We start from the raw sequence: 23,098 nt of genomic DNA, 5'->3' as shown, positions 1-23,098 counted from the left end.
GGTTTCAGTTGCTCCTTACGAATGGTGCGGTTTGTGGTCGTCGCGCCCGTGACTGGATCAGTCGTGTGCGTGCAGCGGCTTGCCGGCCAGGGCCAGGTGGGCCTCGCCGAGCGCCTCGTTCTGGGTCGGGTGCGCGTGGATGAGCTGCGCGACCTCGGCCGGCAGGGCCTCCCAGTTGTAGATCAGCTGGGCCTCGCCGACCTGCTCGCCCATCCGGTCACCGACCATGTGGACGCCGACCACGGCACCGTCCTTGACCTGGACGAGCTTGATCTCGCCCGCGGTCTTCAGGATCTTGCTCTTGCCGTTGCCCGCCAGGTTGTACTTCAGGGCCACGACCTTGTCCGCACCGTAGATCTCCTTGGCCTTGGCCTCGGTGATGCCGACGGAGGCGACCTCGGGGTGGCAGTAGGTCACGCGCGGCACGCCGTCGTAGTCGATCGGGACGACCTTCAGGCCGGCCAGGCGCTCCGCGACCAGGATGCCCTCGGCGAAGCCGACGTGCGCGAGCTGCAGGGTCGGGACGAGGTCGCCGACGGCCGAGATGGTCGGCACGTTGGTCTGCATGTACTCGTCGACCAGGACGTAGCCGCGGTCCATCGCGACGCCCTGCTCCTCGTAGCCCAGGCCCTGCGAGACCGGGCCGCGGCCGATGGCGACCAGCAGCACCTCGGCCTCGAAGGTCTTGCCGTCGGCCAGGGTGACCCGGACGCCGTTCTCGGTGTACTCGGCCTTGTCGAAGAAGGTGCCGAGGTTGAACCTGATGCCGCGCTTGCGGAAGGAGCGCTCCAGGATCTTGGAGCTGTTCTCGTCCTCGACCGGGACGAGGTGCTTCAGGCCCTCGATGATGGTGACGTCGGTGCCGAAGGACTTCCACGCCGAGGCGAACTCGACGCCGATCACGCCGCCGCCGAGGATGATCGCCGACTCGGGGACGCGGTCCAGGACCAGCGCGTGGTCGGAGGAGATGATCCGGTTGCCGTCGATGTTCAGGCCCGGGAGGGACTTCGGCACGGAGCCGGTCGCCAGCAGGACGTGGCGGCCCTGGATGCGCTGCCCGTTCACGTCGACGGTGGTCGGGGAGGACAGGCGGCCCTCACCCTCGATGTAGGTCACCTTGCGGGAGGCGACCAGACCCTGCAGGCCCTTGTACAGGCCGGCGATCACGTCGTCCTTGTACTTGTGCACACCGGCGATGTCGATGCCCTCGAAGGAGGTCTTCACACCGAACTGCGCGGCCTCGCGCGCCTGGTCCGCGACCTCGCCCGCGTGCAGCAGAGCCTTGGTGGGGATGCAGCCGTTGTGCAGGCAGGTGCCGCCGAGCTTGTTCTTCTCGATCAGGGCAACGTCCAGACCCAGCTGGGCAGCGCGCAGGGCCGCGGCGTAGCCGCCACTGCCACCGCCGAGGATCACTAGGTCGAAAACGGTGCTGGCGTCGTTCGCCACGTCACGTCCTCCATGCATGTGCGCCGGGCACCGGTCCTCAGTGACCGGGCGGCGGCTGGTGTTCGGCCGCTTGTTTCTTCGGCCCTGTGGTGGGCCCTGTCCTGCCGAGAACCCATCTTCGCATTTGTCGCGGGAACACGGGACGCCGGGCCCGGACTGTGGCAGGTCGTTCTGCCGGAAGCAGGGGTTACCGAGGCGTAGAAACCTACGGATTTCGTTGTGCGTGAACACCCGGCCCCTTGATCGGTGCCTTCGAGGGGCCGGGTGTGCGTCGTGCGTCACATGTCAGGTGTCACACCGCGCCGCGACGCGGTGTGACGGCCCGGTGCGTCCGGTGCGTCAGCCCAGGTCGCCGGTGGCCGTGCGCTCGGCCAGCCGCACCAGGGTGCGCACGGCCGAGCCGGTGCCGCCCTTGGGGGTGTAGCCGTACGGCGCGCCCTCGTGGAAGGCCGGGCCCGCGATGTCCAGGTGCGCCCAGGTGATGCCGTCGCCGACGAACTCCTGCAGGAAGAGGCCGGCGACCAGGCCGCCGCCCATGCGCTCGCCCATGTTGGCGATGTCGGCGGTGGGGGAGTCCATGCCCTTGCGCAGGTCGGCGGGGAGCGGCATCGGCCAGGAGGCCTCGCCGACCTCCTCGGCGATCTCGTGGACCGACGTGCGGAAGGCGTCGTCGTTGGCCATGACGCCGAAGGTGCGGTTGCCCAGCGCCAGCACCATCGCGCCGGTCAGGGTGGCGACGTCGACGATCGCGTCCGGGTTCTCCTCGGAGGCCTTGGTGAGGGCGTCGGCCAGGACGAGTCGGCCCTCGGCGTCGGTGTTGAGGACCTCGACGGTCTTGCCGCTGTACATGCGCAGCACGTCGCCGGGGCGGGTGGCGGAGCCGGACGGCATGTTCTCGGCGAGCGCGAGCCAGCCGGTGACGTTGACGGCCAGGCCCAGGCGGGCCACGGCGACGACGGCGGCGAACACGGCGGCGGCGCCGGACATGTCGCACTTCATCGTCTCGTTGTGGCCGGCCGGCTTCAGGGAGATGCCGCCCGAGTCGTAGGTGATGCCCTTGCCGACGAAGGCGAGGTGCTTCTCCGCGTCCGGGTGCGTGTAGGAGATCTTCACCAGGCGCGGCGGGTTCTCGGAGCCCTTGCCGACGCCCATGATGCCGCCGTAGCCGCCCTTGACGAGGGCCTTCTCGTCCAGGACCTGGACCTTCATGCCGTGCTCCTTGCCGGTCGCCGAGGCGATCGAGGCGAAGGAGGCCGGGGTGAGGTCGTTCGGCGGGGTGTTGATCAGGTCGCGGGCGGTGTTGACCTCGGCCGCGACGACGGTGGCGCGCTCGGCCGCGGCCTTGTGCTCCTTGTCACGCGGCTTGGTGCCCAGCAGGGCCACCTCGGCGAGCGGGAGCTTCGGGCCGCCGTTCTTGGCGCCCTTCTTCTCGCCGCCCTGGTAGGCGGTGAAGGCGTACGCGCCCAGCAGGGCGCCCTCGGCGACCGCGGTGACGGCCGAGGCGTCCTCCAGGGGGAGCGCGAACGCGGCCTTCTTGCTGCCGTGCAGGGCGCGGGCGGCGGCACCGGCGGCGCGGCGCAGCGCCTCCTCGTCGTAGGACTCCTCGTCGCCCGGCACCGGGCCGAGGCCGACCGCCAGCACGACCGGGACCTTGAGGCCGTCCGGCGCAGGCAGCTTGGTGGTCTCGCCTTCGGCGCCGGAGGCGCCCAGGGCGTCGAGTACGGCGGCGAGCTTCCCGTCGTACGCGTTGTCCACGGCCTCGGCGCCCGGGGCCACGACGGGGCCCTTCGGGCCCTTCGCGACGCCGACCACGAGGGCGTCGGCGCGCAGCGTCGCCGCGCCGGCAGTGCTGAGAGTCAGAGCAGTCACGGTGGTGAAGTCTCGCTTCCGTTTGTGTTGTGGGCCGAGTGGGTGGGACGGCCATCCGGAGCGATCGTATTCCGGCCCGACGGCTGCCAGAAATGAGCCTACGCGTAGCAGCCGGACCGTACGCCATTCCAGGGTTTGGCAAGTTGTTCGACTCGGCCGTTCTGGGATTCACCCATCTGTGGTCTCTGTTCCAGGTTTGCCCGTTGGACCTGACGAGGTCCGAGAGACTCGGGCCACTCTCGCAAGGGGACGCGGGGTTCCTTTGCATGATTTCCACAGAGCCTCCTCGGTCCGGCCTGCCGCCATGGGCCGTAGTCGAGTGATGCCTGCGGGGGGAAAGGCCGAAATGGTCAACAAAAACCGGATGAACAGGGTTGCGGCCGCAATGGCCGTCGCAGCACTGGTATCCGTGGCATTGCCCGGCGCGTCCGCCCAGGCGGCGGCCGTCACGCCGCGAATCGACCTGAAAGTCCTCGTCGTCGACGACGGCGGCAGTTCCGTCGAGGCGATCACCGCCGAGCTCCGCGACACCGGAGTCCCCTTCACCCGCGTCCAGCTGGGCAGCAGCGGCCGCCCGGTGATCGACGCCGCGTTCCTCAGCGACACGGTCGACGGCCGGCCGCGCGCGAAGTACCAGGGCGTGGTGCTGCCGAACGAGAACCCGTTCGGGGAGGGCTCGGCCGAGATGGCGGCGCTGGCCGCGTACGAGACCGCGTACGGGATCCGCCAGGTCGACGCCTACACCTGGGCCCACCCGGGCGTCGGCCTGGAGTACACCGACAACGGCGGCTACAGCGGGCAGCTCGACGGGGTCCAGGCGGCCGTCACCGACGCCGGCAAGACCGGCCCGTTCGCCTACCTCGGCGGACAGGTCGCCTTCGAGGACAACTCCGCCCTCATCCCCGAGAGCTACGGCTTCATGGGCAGGCCCCGGGCGGGCTACACCAGCTACGTCGACGCGCCCGTCGGCTCCGGGCGCGCCTCGCTGGTGGGTGAGTACACCCACGACGGCCGCAGCGAACTCGTCGTCACCTTCGGCTACAACCAGTACCAGCAGCAGTTCCGGCTGCTCGCCCGCGGCATCGTCGACTGGCTGACCCAGGGCGTCCACCTCGGCCAGAGCCGCAGCTATTTCGCCGTCCACGTCGACGACGTCTTCGCCCCCGACGCCCGCTGGAACATGCAGCTCAACTGCACCCCCGGCGACTACGCCTGCGCGGGCGGCGAGGGCAAGGAGAGCACCATCCGGATGACCGCCGCCGACGCCCAGTACGCGGCGCAGTGGCAGCAGAGCAAGGACTTCAAGCTCGACATGCTCTTCAACGGCGGCGCCGGCGAGGAGTGGAAGGCGGAGAACGGCGGCACCGACGCCCTCACCGCGCAGCTCGTCGCGGACCGGGCCAAGTACCGCTGGCTCAACCACACCTACACCCACCCGTTCCTCGGCTGCATCCAGGACACCGGCACCGAGCCGTGGACCTGCGTCAAGAACGCGAGCGGCGCCATCACCTGGATGAGCCGGGCCGAGATCTCCGCCCAGATCCGCGACAACGTCAACTGGGCGGCGTCCAAGGGCATCACCCTCGACCGCACCGAGCTCGTCACCGGCGAGCACTCCGGCCTGAAGACCCTCCCGCAGCAGCCCCAGGACAACCCCAACCTCGCGGGCGCGCTCGCCGACAACGGCGTCAAGTGGGTCGGCAGCGACAACTCCCGCGAGCCCGCGCAGCGTCCGGTCGGCGCCGCCCAGACCGTCCCCCGCCACCCGATGAACGTGTACTACAACACGGGCACCAACGCGGAGATGGCCGACGAGTACAACTGGATCTACACCAGCCGCGCCCACGGCGGCAGCGGCATCTGCGAGGACAACCCGGCGACCTCCACCTGCCTGCCCGCCCCCCTCGACACCGCCACCGGCTACCTCGACCACATCGTGCCCGCCGAAGCCCGCACCGCCCTGCGGCACGTCCTGGCCAACGACCCGCGCCCGCACTACGTCCACCAGTCCAACCTCGCCGAGGACCGCACCCTCTACCCCGTGCTGGACCGCGTCCTCGACACCTACCGCACCCTGTACGCCCCCAACACGCCGATCGTGAACCGGAGCATGAAGGAGATCGGCACCGAGCTCGGCCGCCGCGCCGCCTGGGACAAGGCGCTCGCCGCCGGCCGGGTCACCGCGTACCGGATCGGCACCACCGTCACCGTGAAGGCCCCCTCCGGGGTCCTCGCCCCGATCACCGCCCCGAACGGCACCAAGAAGCAGCTCCTGCTGGGCACGGGCGACTTCGGCACCGCCTACGCCGGGAACCGCTCGGCCTGGACCGGCCCCGAGCCCCTCCAGTCGTCCATCACGCTCAAGCTGACCGGCTGACCCGCAGCACCCACCGATTCTCCGTCCGGCCGAGCGGGCTCCGAGCCCGCTCGGCCGCATCCCTGCGCGAGCGAGCGCTCACCACATCACAGTCCGGGGGGACATACCGCAATGAGCCATGGGCGCCATGTCACCATGCTCACCGAAGGCACCTATCCGCACGTCCACGGGGGAGTCAGCACCTGGTGCGACCAGCTGGTCCGGGGCATGCCGGAGGTCGACTTCAACGTCATAGCCCTGACCGGTACCGGCCGCGAGCCGGTCACCTGGGAGCTGCCGCGCAACGTCTACCGGCACACCGCCTTCCCCCTGTGGGGACCCGCCCCCGGACGCAGCCGCAGCCGCGGCCGCAGCCAGGGCCGCGGAACGGCCCTGCGCGGCAAGGCGCACCGCCGCTTCACCGAGACCTACGAGGCCTTCCTCCTCTCCCTCCTCGACCCTCCCCCGGCCGGCGCCGCGGGCGCTCCCGCCCCCGCCGGCGCCGCGGGTGCCCCAGGCCGCAGCCGGTTCTCCGAGGCCCTGCGCGAGCTCGCCGTCCTCGCCCGCTCCGGCAGGCTCGCCCCCGCCCTGCGCTCCGAAACGGTCCTGCGCCTGCTGATGGCCGTATGGACCAGGCCGGGCCTGGCCACGGCCGCCGCCGCGCCCACCGTCCACGACGCGCTCACCGCCACCGACCTGCTGGAGCACGCGCTGCGCCCGCTGGCCGTGCGGATCCCGCCCGACAGCGTCGCCCACGCCGTCAGCAGCGGCCTCGCCACCCTGCCCGCGCTCGCCGCCGCATACCTCGACGGGGTGCCGTTCCTGCTCACCGAGCACGGCATCTACCTGCGCGAGCGCTACCTCGGCTACCGCAGGGCCGCCGAGCGCTGGCCCGTCAAGGCCCTCGTCCTCGGCTTCTACCGCGAGCTCAACACCGAGGGCTACCGGCAGGCCGACCTGATCACCCCCTGCAACCAGTACAACCGCCGCTGGGAGGAGCGCGGCGGCGCCGCCGCCGACCGGATCCGCACCGTCTACAACGGCGTCGACCCGTACGCCTTCCCCGAGGCCGGACCCGAGCCCGAGGTGCCCACCCTCAGCTGGTGCGGCCGCATCGACCCGATCAAGGACCTCGAAACCCTCATCCGCGCCTACGCGTTCATGCGCGCCGAACTGCCCGCCCTGCGGCTGCGCCTGTTCGGCCCGGTCCCGGCCGGCTGCGAGGACTACAGGCTCCGCCTGGAGAAGCTCGCCGCCGAACTCGGGGTCGGGGACGGGATCACCTACGAGGGCCGGATCGCGGAGGTCGCCAAGGCGTACGCCGCCGGCAGCATCGTGATGCTGTCCAGCATCAGCGAGGGCTTCCCCTTCAGCATCATCGAGGCCATGTCCTGCGGCCGGACCACCGTCTCCACCGACGTCGGCGGCGTCCGCGAGGCCGTCGGCGACACCGGCCTCGTCGTCCCGCCGCGCGAACCCGAGACCATGGCCCGCGCCGCCCTCGCCCTGCTCCGCGACGACGAACGCCGCGCCGAACTGGGCCGGCTCTCCCGCAAACGGGTCGTCGAGAAGTTCACCCTCCACCAGTCCGTGGACGGCTTCCGGCACATCTACCGCGGCCTCGACCACCGCAAGCATGCGGGCCGGCCGGTCCTGCCCGTCCACGCGGGCGACGACTGGACCCAGCGGCTCGCCGCCCCCTGGCACCGGGAGCTCGCCGCCGACGGGAGCCCCTGGTGAGCGGATCCCTCTGGCTGCGCGCCCCCGGCGGCGACACCCTGCCCGCCCTCCCGCGCCCCCGCCGCAGCGGTACGGGCGCGGAGGCCGGGGCCCTCGCGGCCGACCCCATGGACGAACTCGCCGAACGCCTCGACGGGTTCATCGCGGCCGCCGTCCACCCCGACGAGATCGCCGCCATCCTGGAGTCCGACGGGATGACCGACGAGCACATCCGGCTCACCTACGGCCGCCGGGACTCCTTCGACCTCGCCGAGCAGCTGTACGCGCGGGTGCCGCGCGCCTTCCCCGAGCCGCAGGACCACACCGACCCCTGGAAGGTGTCCCTCGCCGCCTGCCTGCTCCGCGGGGTGATCTTCGCCCTGCCCGGCCTCGCCTACGTCCTGGGCGCACCCCTGCTGGAGGGGCCCCCGGACCGGCTCGGCCTGCCCGCCGGCACGCTCACCCTGCTCGCCGGCGCCCTCATCGGCTGGGTGTGGGACCAGACCCTGTCCCACCGCGCCTACTCCTGGCTCGGCACGGGCGACCGGGCCGCCGCCGGGCGGACCCTGCTCGTCGGCGCCCCCACCGGGGCCCTGCTCGGCATCGCCGCCGCGCTCACCGTCCCCGGCGGGCCGCCGTTCAGCCACGCCTTCGCCGCCGGGCAGGCCGTGTACGTCGGGGCCGCCACCGTACTGCTGGTCCTCGGCCGGGAGCGGCTGCTCATCGCCGCGCTCGCGCCGATGGCCGCGGGGGCCGTCCTCGCGCTGTTCACCGACCCGCCCGTGCTCCTGCGGGTCGCCCTGCTCGCCGTGTCCCTGCTGGCCGCCTGCACGCTCGCGCTCCGCGAACTGCCCCTGGTTTCCGGCGTACGGGCCGCCGTACGCCGGATCCGCGGCCGGTCGGAGCACCGCCCGGGCCGGTTCCGCGGCCGGGCGGCGGGCGGGCCGGGCGGCCCGGTGCGCTGGCGGGTGCTGCGCGGCGACGGGGAGGAGTACGGGCCGCGCGGGCCGCGGCTCGGCGACTCCGTGCCGTACGGGGTCTTCGGCCTCGGCACCGGCCTGCTGGTGCTGTACGCAGCCCTCGGCGAGGTGCTCGCCGGAGGCCCGGCCGAGGCGGTCGCCGCGCCCTCCGCGGTGGCGCTCACGCTCAGCATGGGCCCCGCCGAATGGCTGCTCCACCGGTTCCGCAGCGGAAGCCTCGCCGGGCTGCGGGCCGCCCGCTCGCCCCGGCAGTTCCGGCTGCGGATGCTCGGCACGCTGGCTCGCTGCATGGCCGCGTACCTGACGGTGCTGCTCGTCCTCGGCGTCGTGGGAACCCTGTTCTGGCCGGGCGCGCCGGGCATGACCGGGGTCCGGGTCGCGACGCTGCTGCTGCTCGGCGGCGTGATGTGGACCGGGCTGCTGCTGCAGTCCTTCGGGGCGGTCCGGGCCGCCGCCGTGGTCTGCGCCTCGGCGGCCATCGTGCAGAGCCTGGCCCTGCTGCTGGGGGTGGGGCAGCCGCGGCTGGTGCAGCTGGTCGTGGCGGGCACGGCCGCGGCCGCCCTCGCCGCGCTGGTCTGCCTGTTCCTCGGGCGGGCGACGGCACACCGCTGACCGCGATCCCGTGCGACCCCTGTGTCCCGTGCGCCCTCGTGACCCGTACGACCCGACCGAGAATCCGACCGAGACCCCGTCCGATCCAAGACCCCGTCCGAGAAGAAGGACCCCATGCTGCTGGTGCCGCTCTACGAGCACCCCGACGACCGGCCCGACGACTGGGAGCTGCTGATCCGCTCCGCGGGCCGGCTGCACTCGGTGGTCCTCAACCCGGCCAGCGGGCCGGGCGAGGCCCGCGACGCGCGGTTCGCCGTCGTCGCCGAGCGGCTGCGCGACGCCGGCGTGCCCGTCCTCGGCTACACCGACACCGACTACGGGCGCCGCCCCCACGCCGACGTGGTGCGGGACCTGCTGCGCCACCGCGACTGGTACGGCGCCGACGGGGCCTTCCTCGACCAGGCCGCCCCCGACCCGGCACTGCTCGGCCACTACGGCCGGCTCGCCGTCGCCGCCCGGGCCGCGGGCGCCCGCACCCTCGTCCTCAACCACGGCATCCACCCGGACCCCGGCTACGCCGAACTCGCCGACCTGCTCGTCACCTTCGAAGGGCCCTGGGACGCCTACCGGGACGCGGCCGTGCCCTCCTGGACCGCCGACCACCCCGCCGGCCGGTTCTGCCACCTCGTGTACGCCGTCCCGCCGGGCGCGCCCGCCGCGGAGCTCGCCCTGCAGCGCCGGGCCGCCGTGCACTGCGCGGTCCCCGGGACCGGCGCGCACCCCTGGGGCACCCTCCCGCTCGCGATCCGGGACGCCCGGTGACGGCCCCGGCGGCGCGGCCGACGAACCCGGCGCGGAGGCGGCCGCCGCGGCGGCGCGGGGCGGCACTGCTGCTCGTACCGCTGCTGCTCCTGGCGGCCTGCACCGCCGGGCCGGACGGCGGCGAGCCGGACCCGGGCCTCGCCCCCGCGCCGGAGGGGCGCTGGCAGCCGCGGCCCGGCACCGCATGGCAGTGGCAGCTCACCGGGAAGCTCGACACCTCCGTGAAGGTGCCGGTGTACGACGTCGACGGCTTCACCACGACCGCGGAGCAGGTCGAGACGCTGAAGAAGGCCGGGCGCCGGACCATCTGCTACGTGTCCACCGGCGCCTGGGAGGACTTCCGGCCCGACGCGGCGGCCTTCCCCCCGGAGCTCCTCGGCAAGGGCAACGGCTGGGAGGGCGAGCGCTGGCTGGACATCCGGCGCCGCACCGAGCTGGAGCCGCTGATGGCCAAGCGGTTCGACATGTGCCGAGACAAGGGCTTCGACGCGGTGGAGCCGGACAACATGGACGGCTACACCAACGACTCCGGCTTCCCGCTGACCGCCGGGGACCAGCTGCTCTACAACCGGCTGATCGCGCGGCTCGCCCACGACCGGGGGCTCGCGGTCGGCCTGAAGAACGACCTGGACCAGATCCCGCAGCTGGTGGGGGACTTCGACTTCGCGGTCAACGAGCAGTGCGCCCAGTACGGGGAGTGCGAGCGGCTGACCCCGTTCGTCACGGCGGGGAAGGCCGTCTTCCACGTCGAGTACGAGCTTCCGACGAGCCGGTTCTGCGGCCTCGCGCGCAAGCTGAAACTCAGCTCCATGCAGAAGGAGTACGAGCTGGGGGCCTGGCGGAAGCCCTGCTGAGCCCGGCGCCCGCCCCGCCCCGCCTCATTTCACGGGCAGGATGACGTGGACCCGGTAGCCGCCGCCGTAGCGGGGCCCGGCGAAGCAGGAGCCGCCCAGGGCTCCGGCCCGCTCCCGCATCCCGAGGAGCCCGTGCCCGCCGCCCTCCGCGGCGGCCGCGGAGGGGTCGGCGGCGGCGCTGCCCGCGCTGTCGGCGCCGCCGTCGTCGAGGACGGTGACCTCGGTGGAGACGCCGACCCGGACCACGCTGACCTCGGCGCTGGCGCCCGGGCCCGCGTGCTTGCGCACGTTGGTCAGCGCCTCCTGGATGACCCGGTACGCCGCCAGGTCCACGGCGGCCGGCAGCGGCCCGCTGTCCCCGTCGAGCTCCACCATCACCTTCACCGGCAGCCCGGCGTTGCGGAAGGTGTCCACCAGCTCGTCGAGCCGGGCCAGCCCCGGCGCCGGCTCGGTCGGCGCCTCCGGGTCCCCGGACTGGCGCAGCAGGCCGACCGTGGCCCGCAGCTCGTTCAGCGCGGAGCGGCTGGCGTCCCGTACGTGGGCCAGGGCCTCCTTGGCCTGGTCGGGACGCCTGTCCATGACGTGCGCGGCCACCCCGGCCTGCACGTTGACCAGGGCTATGTGGTGGGCCACCACGTCGTGCAGGTCGCGGGCGATCCGCAGCCGCTCCTCGGCGACCCGCCGCCGGGCCTCCTCCTCGCGGGTCCGCTCGGCCCGCTCGGCCCGCTCCCGGATGGCGTCGACGAAGGCGCGCCGGCTGCGGACCGCGTCGCCGCCGGCCGCGGCCATCCCGGTCCAGGCGAAGATGCCGATGTTCTCCTGCGCGTACCAGGGCAGCGGCCCGGCGGCCAGCATGGCCACACCGGTCAGGCCGGCCATGGTGAGCAGGCCGACCCGCCAGGTGGTGGGCCGGTCGGTGCGGGAGGCCAGCGTGTACAGGGCGATCACGGCGGACATGGCGACGGGCACCCGGGGCCCGCCCGAGGAGAGCTCCACCACGGACAGCCCGATGGTCGCGGCGAGCACGGCGGGGGTGTGCCGCCGCCGGAAGACGAGGGCCGCCGCGGCCAGCAGCATCAGCACGAGCGACAGCGGATCGGGGGTGCGGGTGCCGAAGGTCGGGCCGTGGGGGCCGCGGGGGTCGACGAAGGAGCCGAGGACCATCGCGACGAGCGCCCCGAGCGCGAGCACGGCGTCGGTGGCCAGCGGATGGGCCCGCAGCCACGTCCGGGTGGCGGGGAACGGCCCGAGGTCTGTCGTCACCCCGATACGGTACGGCCTGCTCCGGCGCGGGCGGCCCGGCGGCCGCGGAACGGGGTCAGCGGTGCGGGTGGTGCGGGTGGTGCGGGTGGGGCCGCCGCGGGGCCGCGGCCGCCGGCCGGGGAGGGTGCTGCCGCAGCGGGGCGGCGGTGTGCCGCTGGTCCCGCGCGGCGACGGCGAGGCACAGGCCGAGGACGGCGGCGAGGGCCGCGAGGTGTTCCTTGCCGGCCAGGTTGTCCTTGACCAGCACCTCGCCGATCATGGCGGCGGTCAGCAGGCCGCCCGTCAGGTACGCCCGGTGGCGCCAGCACAGGTAGAGGGCGAGGCCGACGACCGCCGCCGACGGGCCGGTGTCTCCCACGACCCGGTCGGACAGCGGCAGGCCGAGCGGACGGTCGGGCCCCAGCGCGAGCCCGAGCCGGGCGTACGTGGTCCCGGCGAGGGTGGCGCCGTAGCCGATGGCCAGGGTGCGCCACCAGCCGATGCAGATCTCGGCGATCCCGAACACCAGCAGGATCTGGGCGAGGGCCCCCCACACGGGCAGGTCGAGGGCGGGGACGAACAGGGACAGCGGGGTCCGCAGCAGGGCCAGCCAGAAGGGGTCGGCGGCCCTCACCGACCCGAGGTTCTGGACGGGCAGGAACCCCCAGGGCGTGTTCTGGACGATCTGGAACAGCGAGGTCAGGCAGACGGCCCCCAGGGTCATCGGGGCGGCCCGTAAGCGGTCGCGGACGAGGGCCCCCCGGACGGTCCCGGACAGGGGCCCCCACTCACGGCGGGCGAACCGCCGCAGTGGGGTCGTCGTCCACGCTGTCAACGATTGGTCTCCAGATGTCTGCGGTTGAGCCACTTCGGCAGCCCGGGAGCCTCCAGGAAGCCCTCGGCCCGGCCCGCGGCGATGCCGATCCGCAGCAGGTCGGAGCTCTTCTCGAAGAGCATGAACCGCGGTTCCCAGATCGGCCGGTATTTGGCGTTGGCCCGGTAGAGGGACTCGATCTGCCACCAGCGGGAGAAGAAGCTCAGCATCGAGCGCCACATCCGCAGCACCGGACCGGCGCCCAGCTTGGACCCCCGCTCGAAAACCGAGCGGAACATCGCGAAGTTGAGCGAGACCTGTGTGACGCCGATCTCCTTCGAGCGCTCCAGGAGTTCGATGACCATGAACTCCATCAGGCCGTTCTCGGAATCGCGGTCACGGCGCATCAGGTCCAGCGACAGGCCCTTGGGGCCCCACGGCACGAAGGACAGCACCGCCCGCAGGTCGCCGTTGCCGTCGGTGCACTCCAGCATCACGCACTGGCCGTCGGCCGGGTCGCCCAGCCGGCCCAGCGCCATGGAGAACCCGCGCTCGGTGGCGCCGTCGCGCCAGTCGTCGGCGCGGCGCACCAGCTCGGCCATCTCCTCGGCGGGGATGTCGGCGTGCCGACGGATGCGGACGCTGTAGCCGGCCCGCTTGACGCGGTTGAACGCCTGCCGGACGGTCCGCATGGCGCGGCCCTCCAGGGTGAACTCGGAGGTCTCGACGATCGCCTCGTCGCCCAGCTCCAGGGCGTCCAGGCCGTGCCGGGCGTAGATCTGCCCGGCCTCCTCGCTCGCGCCCATGACCGCGGGCACCCAGCCGTGCTCGCGGGCCTCGGCCAGCCACGGGTCGATGGCGCCCGGCCAGGCCTCGGGGTCGCCGATCGGGTCGCCGGAGGCCAGGGAGACGCCGCCGACGACACGGTAGGTGACGGCCGCCTTGCCGGTGGGGGACCAGATGACGGACTTCTCGCGGCGCAGCGCGAAGTAGCCGAGCGAGTCGCGGTCGCCCTGCCTGGCCAGCAGCGCGCGCAGCTTCTCCTCGTCCTCCTCGGTGAGCGGGTCCACGGCCCGGCGGGAGCGGAACGCGGCGAGCAGCACGGCGAGCAGCAGCACCATCGACATGACGTTGATGACGACGTCCACCCAGGCGGGGGTGGTGATCGACGCGTAGTCGCGGGCGTCGGGGTCCAGGGTGATCAGCCGCATCGCGCCGTAGCGCCACCGGCCGAGGAACGTGGCCTGCGAGGCGTCCGGGTCGGTGTTGGCGGCGCCGACGATCAGCGCGGCGAGCAGCGAGGTGACCAGCAGGCCGACGGCGGCGACGGCGGTGGCCAGCTTGGGGTTGGAGCGGTCGCCCTTGGCGTAGAACTCCTTGCGGCCCAGCAGCAGGGCGCCGACGAACGCCGCGGTCAAGGCGAGCGAGACCCAGTTCTGGGTGTGGTCGCGGAACTCCGGGTAGCAGACGTCGAACTCGCCGCCGGTGCACGGGGCGAAGGCGGCGACGGCGAAGGCCAGCAGGAGCAGCCCGGCCAGGACCAGGTTCAGGATCCACGCGGCCCGCTTGCGCCGGCCCATGGTGACGGCGAGCAGCAGCGAGAACAGGCCGGACGCGAAGCCCGCCGTGAGCAGGTACGGGGTGTAGAAGTCCTCGGTGTTGTGGCGGCGCAGGTCCTGGCCGAGGGAAACCCACACCGCGCTGAGGAAGTTCACGAAGGTGACGGCGCGCAGGTACCAGACCGCGAAGGCGGCGCTGCGGCGCGAGCGGACGGATCCGCGGCCGCCGCCCTCGTCCTGCTGAGCCCGTCGGGCTTGCGGGGCCTGTGCCGTCCTTACGGCATTCCGGTCGATATCTGCGCTGGTCAAGCGCGCCTCTCCCATCAGTCTCCAGCGGGGGGATCGCTTCCCCGGCCTGTAGTAGTCTTGTCACGCCCCGTAATGGGGTCGGTTCGGGCTGGACCGCAACCCTCGGGTTGGAAGCCCGCCGCTTCAGCGGTGGGCGGAGTCACGAAACGCGATCATATGGGTCGCGTTGCCGACCACGGCTGGGCGAGCCGGGGGGCCGTGGCCAGTTGCGGCCGCGGCTCCCCGGCGGTTCAGTCCTCCGGCTCCGGCTCTGCCTGCTCCGGCAGCTCCGCCGCGAGTGCGGCGGCCGCCTGGACCAGGGGAAGCGCCAGCAAAGCCCCGGTTCCTTCCCCTACGGTGACGCCGTGGGAGAGCACGGGGTTGAGTGCCATCCGGTCCAGGGCCTTGGTCTGGCCGGGTTCGCCGCTCGCCTGGCCGGCCAGCCACCAGTCCGGGGAGCGGAACGCGGCCCGCTGGGCCACCAGTCCGCAGGCCGCGGAGACGACCCCGTCGAGGATGACCGGCGTACGGCGCACCGCGCACTGCAGCAGGAAGCCGGTGATCGCGGCGACGTCCGCCCCGCCGACCGCCGCGAGCAGGGCCACCTGGTCGCCGAGGACCGGGCGGGCCCGGCGCAGCGCGTCCCGGATCGCCGCGCACTTGCGCATCCAGGTCAGGTCGTCGATGGGCTGCCCGCCGCGCCCGGTGACCACCGAGGCGTCGGTGCCGCACAGGGCGGCGACGAGCACGGCGGCGACGGTGGTGCCGCCGACGCTCAGGTCCCCGAGGACGACGAGGTCGGTGCCGGAGTCGGCCTCCTCGTCGGCGATCCGCATGCCGAGCCGGATCGCCTCCTCGGCCTCCTCGCGGGTGAGGGCGTCCCCGGTGTCGATCCGGCCGCTGCCGCGACGCACGCGGTGCCGGACCACGTCCTCGGGCAGCAGGCCGGGCTCGCAGTCCAGTCCGGCGTCCACGATCCGCACCGAGGCCCCGAACCGCCCGGCGAGGATCGAGACGGGGCCGGTCCCGTCCAGCACGGAGCGCACCAGCTCGTGCGCGCTGCCGGCGGCCCGCGCGGAGACCCCGGCGGTGGCGATCCCGTGGTCGGCGGCGAACAGCACGACCCGGGGCCGCTCGATCGGCTTGACCGGAACCCGCCCCTGCGCGGCGGCCAGCCACTCGGCGAGCTCGTCGAGCCGCCCCAGCGCCCCGGCCGGCACGGCCAGCCGCGCACGGCGCTCCTCGGCATCGCGGCGGACGCCGCCGTCGGGGCGCTCGATCAGATCGGAGAAGTCGTCGAGATTCAGGGTGGTCATCTGCCAGAGCGTACAGCCGGTAAGGCCCTCCCCAAGCCCCGCTCCAGACCTCCCCGCGGCCCGGTTCGCAGCCCGGTTCGCGGCCCGGTCCGAGCCCGGTTTCCGGTCCGGCCCAGGCGGCCCCGTTCGCGTCCTCGGGGCTGTTCCGGTTCGCCCGGGCATCGCGGGCCCGGGGTCATTCCTTGAGGACCAGGGCCTGGCCGGCGACCACCAGCAGTACGTGTTCGCACTCGGCGGCCACCGCGCTGTTCAGCCGCCCGAGTTCGTCGCGGAAGCGGCGCCCCGAAGCCGTCGCGGGGACGATGCCCGAGCCGACCTCGTTGCTGACGGCCACCACCGTGCGGCGGGTCGCCCGCAGGGCCGCCACCAGCTCCGCCATCCGCTCCTGCAGCTCCTTGCGGCCCCGGCCCGCCCAGACGGCGTCGTCCCAGGCGCCGACCCGGTCCATGGCGTCCGTCAGCCACAGCGCCAGGCAGTCGATCAGCAGCGGCGGCCCGCCCTCCGCGAGCAGCGGCGCCAGCTCGCAGGTCTCCACCGTCCGCCAGCTGCCGGGCCGCCGATCCCGGTGCAGCCCGACCCGCACCGCCCACTCCGGGTCGCCCTCGCGCGTCCCGGAGGTGGCCACGTACACGACCTCCGGGAAGCCCGCCAGCCGCCGCTCCGCCTCCAGGGACTTCCCCGAGCGGGCGCCACCCAGCACGAGCGTCCGGCGCGGCAGGTCCGGCACCGCGTGGTACTCGCCCACCGTCACCGTCGTCCCGTCCGGGACCGCGCGCGCCCCGGCCGCCGCGCACCGCCGCTCCAGCTCGCGCCCCGGCGGGGTGTCGTGGTCCAGGTGCACGGCGATCACGTCCGTGGTGGGCCCGGCCGCGCCCGTGGCCCGGAGCCGGGCCAGCGCCTCCGGCCGGCCGAGCACGTCCGCGAGGACCATGTCGTACGGGCGCTGCGGGAACCCGGGCCCGCCCGGCTCCTGTCCGGCCGGCGCCGCGCCCGGCGGCAGGTACAGCAGCCGGCTGCCGTCCGGGCCGGTCACCTCGTACCCGGTGCCCGGCGCGTCCATCGGCACCGCCCGCACCCGGTGGCCGCTGATCACCGCGAGCTCACGCCCGTCGGGGACCCGTACGGCCGCGGGCAGCCCGGGCGGCAGCTCCACCGAGGGCCCGTCGTGCGGGTGGGTCAGCAGGACCTGCCGTACGCCGGCCAGCGAGTGCCCGGCGCGGGCCCCGGCCAGGACCGCCCCGGGGGTCAGGTCGAGCAGCAGGGCCCCGTCGACGAGCAGGGACGTCGCGGCGCGCGCCCGGGGGCCGACGGAGACCGCGCAGGCCGCGCAGGGACAGCCGGGGCGGGGCAGTCCTTCGGGTGTTCCGGTGCCGAGCAGAGTGAGTTCCACAAGAAGATCCTCCCGCGTCGCCGGGAGTGGTGCGCGCCCGGCTAATCTGCGGGCAGACTCAAGGCGAGCAGCGGACGAGCAACGGAGGCGGACATGGCGTGGACGTGGCGGTTCGAGACGGCCGACGGCAGCGAGACGACCCCTGCGGTCACCCCGGAGGAGTTCACCACGCAGGGCGACGCGGAGTCCTGGATCGGTGAGTACTGGAAGGAACTGCTGGAGGGCGGAACCGAGCGGGTGAAGCTGTCCGACGACAGCGGCACCGAGCTGTACGCGATGAGCCTGCGCGAGGCACTGGACGCCTGACCCGGCCCGGCGCGCACGCCCCGCAGCGCGACGGGGGCGCTTGCCTCGCCTCCTCTCGGCCTCTCAAGCAGGCCGGGAGGAGGCGTTTTCGTGCGTCCGGTGGCTTCGTGCACGAGGTGGGGTTCTGGATCGAGTTCTGTGATGCGGCTGCGCTGCTGGTGACTGCCGGGCTTCTCTGTCGAACCTTCGAGATCCGCCGGCCCCGCCCTCACGGGGCGCAGGCATCGGCTATCGACAGGCTGTTCTCGTAGAGGTGGTGCCGGGTGATCCGGCCGTTCTCGACGGTGAGGCGCAGCGCGAAGGGGCCCTCGAAGGATTTTCCCGTGGCGCGTACGGTCCCCGACAGGTGTCCCATCAGGACGGCGTCAGTGCCGTCGACGAGGAAGGTGTCGACGGAGGCGCGCGCGTCCTCGGGCACGGTGTGTTCCATCAGCTCTGTGAACTGGCCGGCGCATTCGGCGGCGGTGGAGCGCGGATGGATCCACGGGACGGTGGGGTTCTCGGCGAGCAGCCAGTCGACCTTGTCCGCGAAGAGCGCGGTGAGCCGCCCGGTGTCGCCGGCGAGTCGGGCGGCAAGGAACTCTTGCACCACGGCCCGGGTGGCCTCGGCTACGGAACCCGCGGTGGTGATGGCGGGGGGCTTGATGGCCATGGCGCTCCTCGTGACTGCGGCCGGATCCCGACGGGATGCGTCGATGTGCTTGATCCTGCCGGTGGAGGGCGGAGCGGTCGATTACCTCGGGGGTCATACGGCCGATCGAGCCGGCGTATGCCTGTGAACAGAGCCAGTCCGGGCCCACGTACGCTGCCGGCGTTCCGGGGGGAATCGCCGGCCGAGCTGCCGGGTTTGATCGCCGGGTTCAACACGCGGGCGAGCTGACCACCGCCCCCCCGGCCCGGCGGCGGCCTCCGGCTGCCCGGCAGCGGCTTCGACCGCGCCGAGGTCGCCCAGGACGACCGTCCTCTGTCTCCGGGAACGGTCAGCCGCGGACGCCGCACAGGTGCAGCAGGGCCGCCACGCTGCGGTAGGGGTCGGTCCGCCCGGCGCGGTCCTCGGCGGCCAGGAGCCGCTCCAGGTCCTCGTCCGGGGGGAGGGTCTCGCCGGCCTCGGTGCCGTCGGTGAAGACGCGTACGCCGTACCAGGTGTGCAGCGGTGCGCCGATCCCGGACAGCGTGGCCGTGAGGTCGGAGAGCCGGTCGGCCCGTACCTCAAGGCCCAGGCGGTTCGTGTAGTCGACGGATTCGAACGCGGCCAGCGCGCCCTGCCAGTTGCCGTCCAGCCCGGGCCGCATCGCGAGCGCGTCGCCGTTGCGCACCAGCAGGGACAGCAGCCCGCCCGGGGCGAGCATCCGGGCCAGCCCGGCCAGCATCCCGTCCGGCTCGGACACGTACATCAGTACGCCGTGGCAGAGCACGATGTCGAAGCTGCCCGGGGTGAAGTGGGCGCCGGTCTCGCGCCCGTCCCCCTCCAGCAGCTCGACCCGGTCCTGGATGCCGGGAGGCTCGGCCTCCAGCGCCGCGCGGGCCACGGCCAGCATCCCCGGGTCCTGCTCCAGCCCGGTCACCCGGTGCCCGGCGCGGGCGAGCCGCAGCGCCTGGGTGCCCTGGCCCATGCCCACGTCGAGGACGCGCAGCCGCTGCCCGACCGGGAAGCGCTGCGCGATCTGCTCATCGACCTGCCGGCCCACGAGTTCTTGGCGGACGGCGTTGCGCAGACCGCCCAGGCCTTCGAGCCACAGCCTGGCGCCCTGTGCGAATCCGTCCCCCGTCCCCCCGGGCCTGTCTGCGCTCAGGGCCGTTCCCCGCGCTTGACCTGCGGCTTCGGCAGGCGCAGGCGGCGCATCTGGAGGGTTCGCATCAGGCCGTACGCGACGGCGCCGCGGCGCGGCTGGTCGGCGAAGCGCTCGTTCAGGGCCTTGCGCAGGCGGAAGGCCAGAGCGACCGAGTCGAGGATGATCAGGGCGATCACGGCGAGCCAGAGCAGCAGGGCCGCGTTCTGGATCTGCGGCTGCCGGATCATGCTCAGCACGAGGATGACCACGGCCAGCGGCAGGAACATCTCGGCGACGGAGAAGCGGGAGTCGACGAAGTCGCGGACGAAGCGGCGCACCGGGCCCTTGTCGCGGGCCGGCAGGTAGCGCTCGTCACCGCTGGCGAGCGCCTCGCGCTGCTTGGCCAGCTCGACGCGGCGCCGCTCACGGGCGCGCTTGGCGTCCTCCTTGCGGTCGCCGGTGGAGACCACCGCAGCCTTGCGCTGCGACTGGGCCACGGCGCGCTTCGGCGTCGGGCGGCCCTTGGGGGCCTGCGGGTCACGGGGCTTCGAGAGGTCGGCGCTCACCTTGTCGGTGGCTGCGGCCTTCTCTTCCTTGGAGGAGCGGCTACCAAACACAAAACCCAAGCCTACGTGGTTGCGCACCGGTACCCCACCCCGTCGGGGAACGATCCGGCAACGGCGGGCGTCTGGAACCTGTGCAGGGTTCGTGGCAGGGCGTCGGGGTGGGGTCGGGGAACCGTCTCCTCCTTGCGCCTGACAGAGGCGGGTGCACAGTCGTCCTGGAGGAGGAGCGCATCCGTTCACGAACAGTGCGGTAATGGAGACAGGGCCCGTACTGTGGGTTCTGTTGGCGGTCACTCGGGAAACCGGGGACCGCAAGCGTTGGTGACCTGGAGCGAAGTCCGTCAGAAGGGGGCGCGCGAAGCCCATGAGCGGTGTCATGAAGCGTATGGGGATGATCTTCCGCGCGAAGGCGAACAAGGCCCTTGACCGGGCCGAGGACCCGCGCGAGACCCTCGACTACTCGTACCAGAAGCAGCTGGAGCTGCTGCAGAAGGTGCGCCGCGGCGTCGCGGACGTCGCCACCTCGCGCAAGCGCCTGGAGCTGCAGCTCAACCAGCTGCAGACCCAGTCCGCGAAGCTGGAGGACCAGGGCCGCAAGGCGCTGGCGCTCGGCCGCGAGGACCTGGCGCGCGAGGCGCTGTCCCGCCGTGCCTCGCTCCAGCAGCAGGTCAGCGACCTGCAGGTGCAGCACGAGACGCTGCAGGGCGAGGAGGAGAAGCTGACCCTGGCCGCGCAGCGCCTCCAGGCCAAGGTGGACGCCTTCCGCACGAAGAAGGAGACCATCAAGGCCACCTACACCGCCGCCCAGGCGCAGACCCGGATCGCCGAGTCGTTCTCCGGCATCTCCGAGGAGATGAGCGACGTCGGCGTGGCCATCCAGCGGGCTGAGGACAAGACCGCCCAGCTGCAGGCCCGCGCGGGCGCGATCGACGAGCTGCTGGCCTCCGGCGCCCTCGACGACCAGAGCGGCCTCGGCGCCAAGGACGACATCCAGGCCGAGCTCGACCGCCTCTCGGGCGGTACGGACGTGGAGCTGGAGCTCCAGCGGATGAAGGCCGAGCTGGCCGGCGGCCCGTCCGCGCAGCAGCAGGCCATCGAGGGCGGCGCCCCCGGCAACGCCCAGCAGCCGCAGAACCAGCACCGCTTCGACAAGCAGTAGGACGGGGCCCGTCATGATTGTCCGCATCATGGGGGAAGGCCAGGTGACGGTGGCCGACAGCCACTTCGCCGAGCTCAACGCGCTGGACGACGAGCTGCTCCAGGAGATGGAGGGCGGCGACGAGGCGGGCTTCCGGCGCACGCTGCACGCGCTGCTCGCCGCCGTACGGCGGCTCGGCGTGCCGCTGCCCGACGACGCGCTGGAGCCGTCCGAGCTGATCCTGCCCGCGCCCGACGCCTCGCTCGCCGAGGTCCGGGAGATGCTGAGCGACGACGGGCTCATCCCGGGCTGACGGCGGCTTGGCCCGGGCTCGTCCCGGGCCGACGGCGGCACGGGGTCAGTGCGGCGGCGGTTCCTTCGGGGCCGCCGTCCGCTCCGGGTCGGGGGTGCCCCCGATGAAGTTCTCGAACCGGCGGCGCTTGGCCGCCCACCGCCGGTCGTGGTGGAAGGCCCGCAGGCCCGCCTTGGCGCGGGCCTGCGGCCGGTTCGCGTAGAAGCGCTTCGCGTACGGGGAGCCCGGCCGGGCCAGCCGGATCGCGCCGATCAGCGCCACGAACGGGATGACGACCCCGAAGAGCGCGGTCCGCGCCTTGCCCTTCCACAGGGCGACCAGGGCCAGGAAGAAGTTCAGGGCGGTGTTCATCGCCACCAGGCCGCGGTTCTGCCGCTCGTCCGCCGTCAGGTCGTTGACCCCGAACGGCAGGAACCCGCCCAGCACCAGCGCCACCAGCGCGGCCGTCAGCACCACGATCTCGACGCTCTTGCGGCCCTGCTCGCTCCAATAGACGTCGTCGAGGTGCAGGATCAGCGCGAACTCGTCCAGGACCAGGCCCGCGCCCAGCCCGAAGAGCACCGCGGAGATCAGCGAGCCGACACCGTGCGCGCCGCTGGCGACGGCGCCGAACCCGCCGATGATCACGAGGACCACCCCGGGCACCACGTGGTGGACGTGCAGGCCGCCCGGCGTGACGTTCCTGAACGGGCCCCGGCCGGCCCGGATCAGGCGGGTGATGACGCGGGTGACCAGGAACGACGTCACGAACGACAGCAGGGCGAGGAGCAGCGGGAGCTTCCCCGGCTCGACGATGTTCCGATACCACCAGTGACCCATACCGCCGGCTCCTCGCTGTGGCCGCTTCGTTGTGACGGCTTCGTCGTGACAGCGTCCCGTTTGCCCCGTATCGGGAAATTTACCGGGGCGGGTGAACAGGTAGCGTTCGCGCCGATGACAGATACGTACGACGACCAGCCCCCGCCCTCGCGCCTGGTCCCGCCCGCGGAGCGGGCCTCGCTGCCCGACGGGATCCGCTTCGCCTTCGGCACGCTCACCGTGCTGCCCGCCCGCATCACCCGCTGGGACCGGCCCGCGGCCCGCACCGGCATGTCCTGTGCGCCGCTCGCCGGACTCGTCGTCGGCGTGCTCGCCGCCGCCGCGGGCACCCTCCTGCTGCTGCTCGGCGGGGGCCCGCTGCTGGCCGCCGCCGTCACCGTGGCCGTACCGGCCGCCCTGACCCGGGGCCTGCACCTGGACGGCCTCGCCGACACCGCCGACGGGCTGGGCTGCGCCAAACCGGCCGCCGAGGCCCTGCGCATCATGAAGCGGTCCGACATCGGCCCCTTCGGCGTGGTCGCCCTGCTCCTGCTGCTGCTGATCCAGGTGGGGGCGCTGGCCGACGCCTACGCCGACGGCTGGGTCCGCGGCGCGTCCGCCGCCGTCGTGGCGGCCGTCACCGCCCGGCTCGCCATGACGCTGGCCTCCCGGGACGGCGTACCGCCGGCCCGCCTCGAAGGGCTGGGCGCGGCGGTCGCCGGGGTGGTCCCGCGGACCGCGGCCGCGGTGGCGGCCGCCGCCGTCACCGTCCTGGCCGCGGCCGCCGCCCTGCCGCTGGGCCCGCTCGCCGCGGCCCGGCAGGCGGCCGCGGTCCTGGTGGCCCTGGCGGCGGCCGAGCTGCTGCTGCGCCGCTGCGTGCGCCGCTTCGGCGGGGTCACGGGGGACGTCTTCGGCGCCCTGGCCGAGGCCTCCGCGGCCGCCGCGCTGATCGTCCTCGCCCTGGGCTGAGCGGCCCCGGGTGCCCGGCGGGCCGCCCG

At 73.5% G+C, this 23,098-nt stretch carries 20 protein-coding genes; 9 read left to right on the top strand and 11 right to left on the bottom strand.

Features of this window, described 5'->3' with window-relative positions; all coding sequences use genetic code 11:
- Nucleotides 1-57 precede the first annotated feature (57 nt).
- Both lpdA and ACIQUT_RS05755 read right to left on the bottom strand, forming a co-directional pair.
- Nucleotides 58-1,446 carry a dihydrolipoyl dehydrogenase gene (lpdA, locus tag ACIQUT_RS05760; protein ID WP_403559841.1) on the bottom strand — a complete coding sequence of 463 codons (1,389 nt, stop codon included), beginning with the start codon at nt 1,444-1,446 and terminating at the stop codon, nt 58-60.
- A gap of 339 nt (nt 1,447-1,785) precedes the next feature.
- Nucleotides 1,786-3,315, bottom strand: coding sequence for a leucyl aminopeptidase (locus ACIQUT_RS05755; protein ID WP_403559839.1), 1,530 nt, complete (start codon nt 3,313-3,315; stop codon nt 1,786-1,788).
- A gap of 385 nt (nt 3,316-3,700) precedes the next feature.
- On the opposite strand from ACIQUT_RS05755, the gene ACIQUT_RS05750 reads away from it, so the two are divergent.
- The 5 genes from ACIQUT_RS05750 to ACIQUT_RS05730 all read left to right on the top strand — a co-directional run bounded on the left by ACIQUT_RS05750 (nt 3,701) and on the right by ACIQUT_RS05730 (nt 10,598).
- Nucleotides 3,701-5,692, top strand: coding sequence for a hypothetical protein (locus ACIQUT_RS05750; RefSeq protein WP_403559837.1), 1,992 nt, complete (start codon nt 3,701-3,703; stop codon nt 5,690-5,692).
- 111 nt (nt 5,693-5,803) lie between these two features.
- On the top strand, nt 5,804-7,411 hold the full coding sequence (pelF, locus tag ACIQUT_RS05745; protein ID WP_403559835.1) for a GT4 family glycosyltransferase PelF: 1,608 nt from the start codon (nt 5,804-5,806) through the stop codon (nt 7,409-7,411).
- Nucleotides 7,408-8,982 carry a hypothetical protein gene (locus ACIQUT_RS05740; protein WP_403559833.1) on the top strand — a complete coding sequence of 525 codons (1,575 nt, stop codon included), beginning with the start codon at nt 7,408-7,410 and terminating at the stop codon, nt 8,980-8,982. Before pelF ends, ACIQUT_RS05740 begins: the two co-directional genes overlap by 4 nt.
- A gap of 114 nt (nt 8,983-9,096) precedes the next feature.
- The gene (locus ACIQUT_RS05735; RefSeq protein WP_403559831.1) at nt 9,097-9,744 is read left to right on the top strand and encodes a spherulation-specific family 4 protein; all 648 of its coding nucleotides are present in this window, start codon (nt 9,097-9,099) and stop codon (nt 9,742-9,744) included.
- Nucleotides 9,741-10,598, top strand: coding sequence for an endo alpha-1,4 polygalactosaminidase (locus tag ACIQUT_RS05730; RefSeq protein WP_403559829.1), 858 nt, complete (start codon nt 9,741-9,743; stop codon nt 10,596-10,598). The genes ACIQUT_RS05735 and ACIQUT_RS05730 overlap by 4 nt, the downstream gene beginning before the upstream one ends.
- A 24-nt stretch (nt 10,599-10,622) precedes the next feature.
- Here the strand turns inward: ACIQUT_RS05730 and ACIQUT_RS05725 are convergent, their stop codons facing one another.
- The 5 genes from ACIQUT_RS05725 to ACIQUT_RS05705 all read right to left on the bottom strand — a co-directional run bounded on the left by ACIQUT_RS05725 (nt 10,623) and on the right by ACIQUT_RS05705 (nt 17,207).
- On the bottom strand, nt 10,623-11,861 hold the full coding sequence (locus ACIQUT_RS05725) for a sensor histidine kinase (protein ID WP_403559827.1): 1,239 nt from the start codon (nt 11,859-11,861) through the stop codon (nt 10,623-10,625).
- A gap of 55 nt (nt 11,862-11,916) precedes the next feature.
- Nucleotides 11,917-12,675: a hypothetical protein gene (locus tag ACIQUT_RS05720; RefSeq protein WP_403559825.1), complete on the bottom strand. Its 759-nt coding sequence runs from the start codon at nt 12,673-12,675 to the stop codon at nt 11,917-11,919.
- On the bottom strand, nt 12,672-14,387 hold the full coding sequence (locus tag ACIQUT_RS05715) for a phosphatidylglycerol lysyltransferase domain-containing protein (RefSeq protein ID WP_403560589.1): 1,716 nt from the start codon (nt 14,385-14,387) through the stop codon (nt 12,672-12,674). Before ACIQUT_RS05715 ends, ACIQUT_RS05720 begins: the two co-directional genes overlap by 4 nt.
- 365 nt (nt 14,388-14,752) lie before the next feature.
- Nucleotides 14,753-15,817, bottom strand: a complete 1,065-nt coding sequence (cobT, locus tag ACIQUT_RS05710) for a nicotinate-nucleotide--dimethylbenzimidazole phosphoribosyltransferase (protein ID WP_403559823.1) — start codon at nt 15,815-15,817, stop codon at nt 14,753-14,755.
- 175 nt (nt 15,818-15,992) lie between these two features.
- A complete protein-coding gene (locus ACIQUT_RS05705) occupies nt 15,993-17,207 on the bottom strand; it encodes a bifunctional adenosylcobinamide kinase/adenosylcobinamide-phosphate guanylyltransferase (RefSeq protein WP_403559822.1) in 1,215 nt (404 codons plus the stop codon).
- A gap of 93 nt (nt 17,208-17,300) precedes the next feature.
- Here ACIQUT_RS05705 and ACIQUT_RS05700 point away from each other — a divergent pair, with 93 nt between their 5' ends.
- Nucleotides 17,301-17,513 carry a hypothetical protein gene (locus tag ACIQUT_RS05700; RefSeq protein WP_179172899.1) on the top strand — a complete coding sequence of 71 codons (213 nt, stop codon included), beginning with the start codon at nt 17,301-17,303 and terminating at the stop codon, nt 17,511-17,513.
- Nucleotides 17,514-17,721: 208 nt separating this feature from the next.
- Here ACIQUT_RS05700 and ACIQUT_RS05695 read toward each other — a convergent pair whose 3' ends face one another.
- From ACIQUT_RS05695 to ACIQUT_RS05685, 3 genes are all read right to left on the bottom strand, one after another.
- The gene (locus ACIQUT_RS05695; protein WP_403559819.1) at nt 17,722-18,165 is read right to left on the bottom strand and encodes a nuclear transport factor 2 family protein; all 444 of its coding nucleotides are present in this window, start codon (nt 18,163-18,165) and stop codon (nt 17,722-17,724) included.
- 328 nt (nt 18,166-18,493) lie between these two features.
- A complete protein-coding gene (locus ACIQUT_RS05690) occupies nt 18,494-19,201 on the bottom strand; it encodes a class I SAM-dependent methyltransferase (RefSeq protein ID WP_403559818.1) in 708 nt (235 codons plus the stop codon).
- 101 nt (nt 19,202-19,302) lie between these two features.
- A complete protein-coding gene (locus ACIQUT_RS05685) occupies nt 19,303-19,911 on the bottom strand; it encodes a DUF3043 domain-containing protein (RefSeq protein WP_403559816.1) in 609 nt (202 codons plus the stop codon).
- Nucleotides 19,912-20,215: 304 nt separating this feature from the next.
- Between ACIQUT_RS05685 and ACIQUT_RS05680 the strand changes: the two genes are divergently transcribed.
- Both ACIQUT_RS05680 and ACIQUT_RS05675 read left to right on the top strand, forming a co-directional pair.
- The gene (locus ACIQUT_RS05680; protein ID WP_403559814.1) at nt 20,216-21,010 is read left to right on the top strand and encodes a PspA/IM30 family protein; all 795 of its coding nucleotides are present in this window, start codon (nt 20,216-20,218) and stop codon (nt 21,008-21,010) included.
- A gap of 13 nt (nt 21,011-21,023) precedes the next feature.
- Complete coding sequence (locus ACIQUT_RS05675) at nt 21,024-21,302, top strand: hypothetical protein (protein WP_403559813.1); 279 nt, start codon at nt 21,024-21,026, stop codon at nt 21,300-21,302.
- Nucleotides 21,303-21,347: 45 nt separating this feature from the next.
- Here the strand turns inward: ACIQUT_RS05675 and ACIQUT_RS05670 are convergent, their stop codons facing one another.
- Nucleotides 21,348-22,121 carry a hypothetical protein gene (locus ACIQUT_RS05670; RefSeq protein WP_403559811.1) on the bottom strand — a complete coding sequence of 258 codons (774 nt, stop codon included), beginning with the start codon at nt 22,119-22,121 and terminating at the stop codon, nt 21,348-21,350.
- A 114-nt stretch (nt 22,122-22,235) separates the two neighbouring features.
- Between ACIQUT_RS05670 and ACIQUT_RS05665 the strand changes: the two genes are divergently transcribed.
- On the top strand, nt 22,236-23,069 hold the full coding sequence (locus ACIQUT_RS05665) for an adenosylcobinamide-GDP ribazoletransferase (protein WP_403559809.1): 834 nt from the start codon (nt 22,236-22,238) through the stop codon (nt 23,067-23,069).
- Nucleotides 23,070-23,098 lie beyond the last annotated feature (29 nt).

The organism is Streptomyces sp. NPDC090445, assembly GCF_044769385.1.
Taxonomy (GTDB): domain Bacteria; phylum Actinomycetota; class Actinomycetes; order Streptomycetales; family Streptomycetaceae; genus Streptomyces.
The sequence above is the reverse complement of the archived record's forward strand: the minus strand, read 5'-3'. Positions and strand labels throughout refer to the sequence as shown.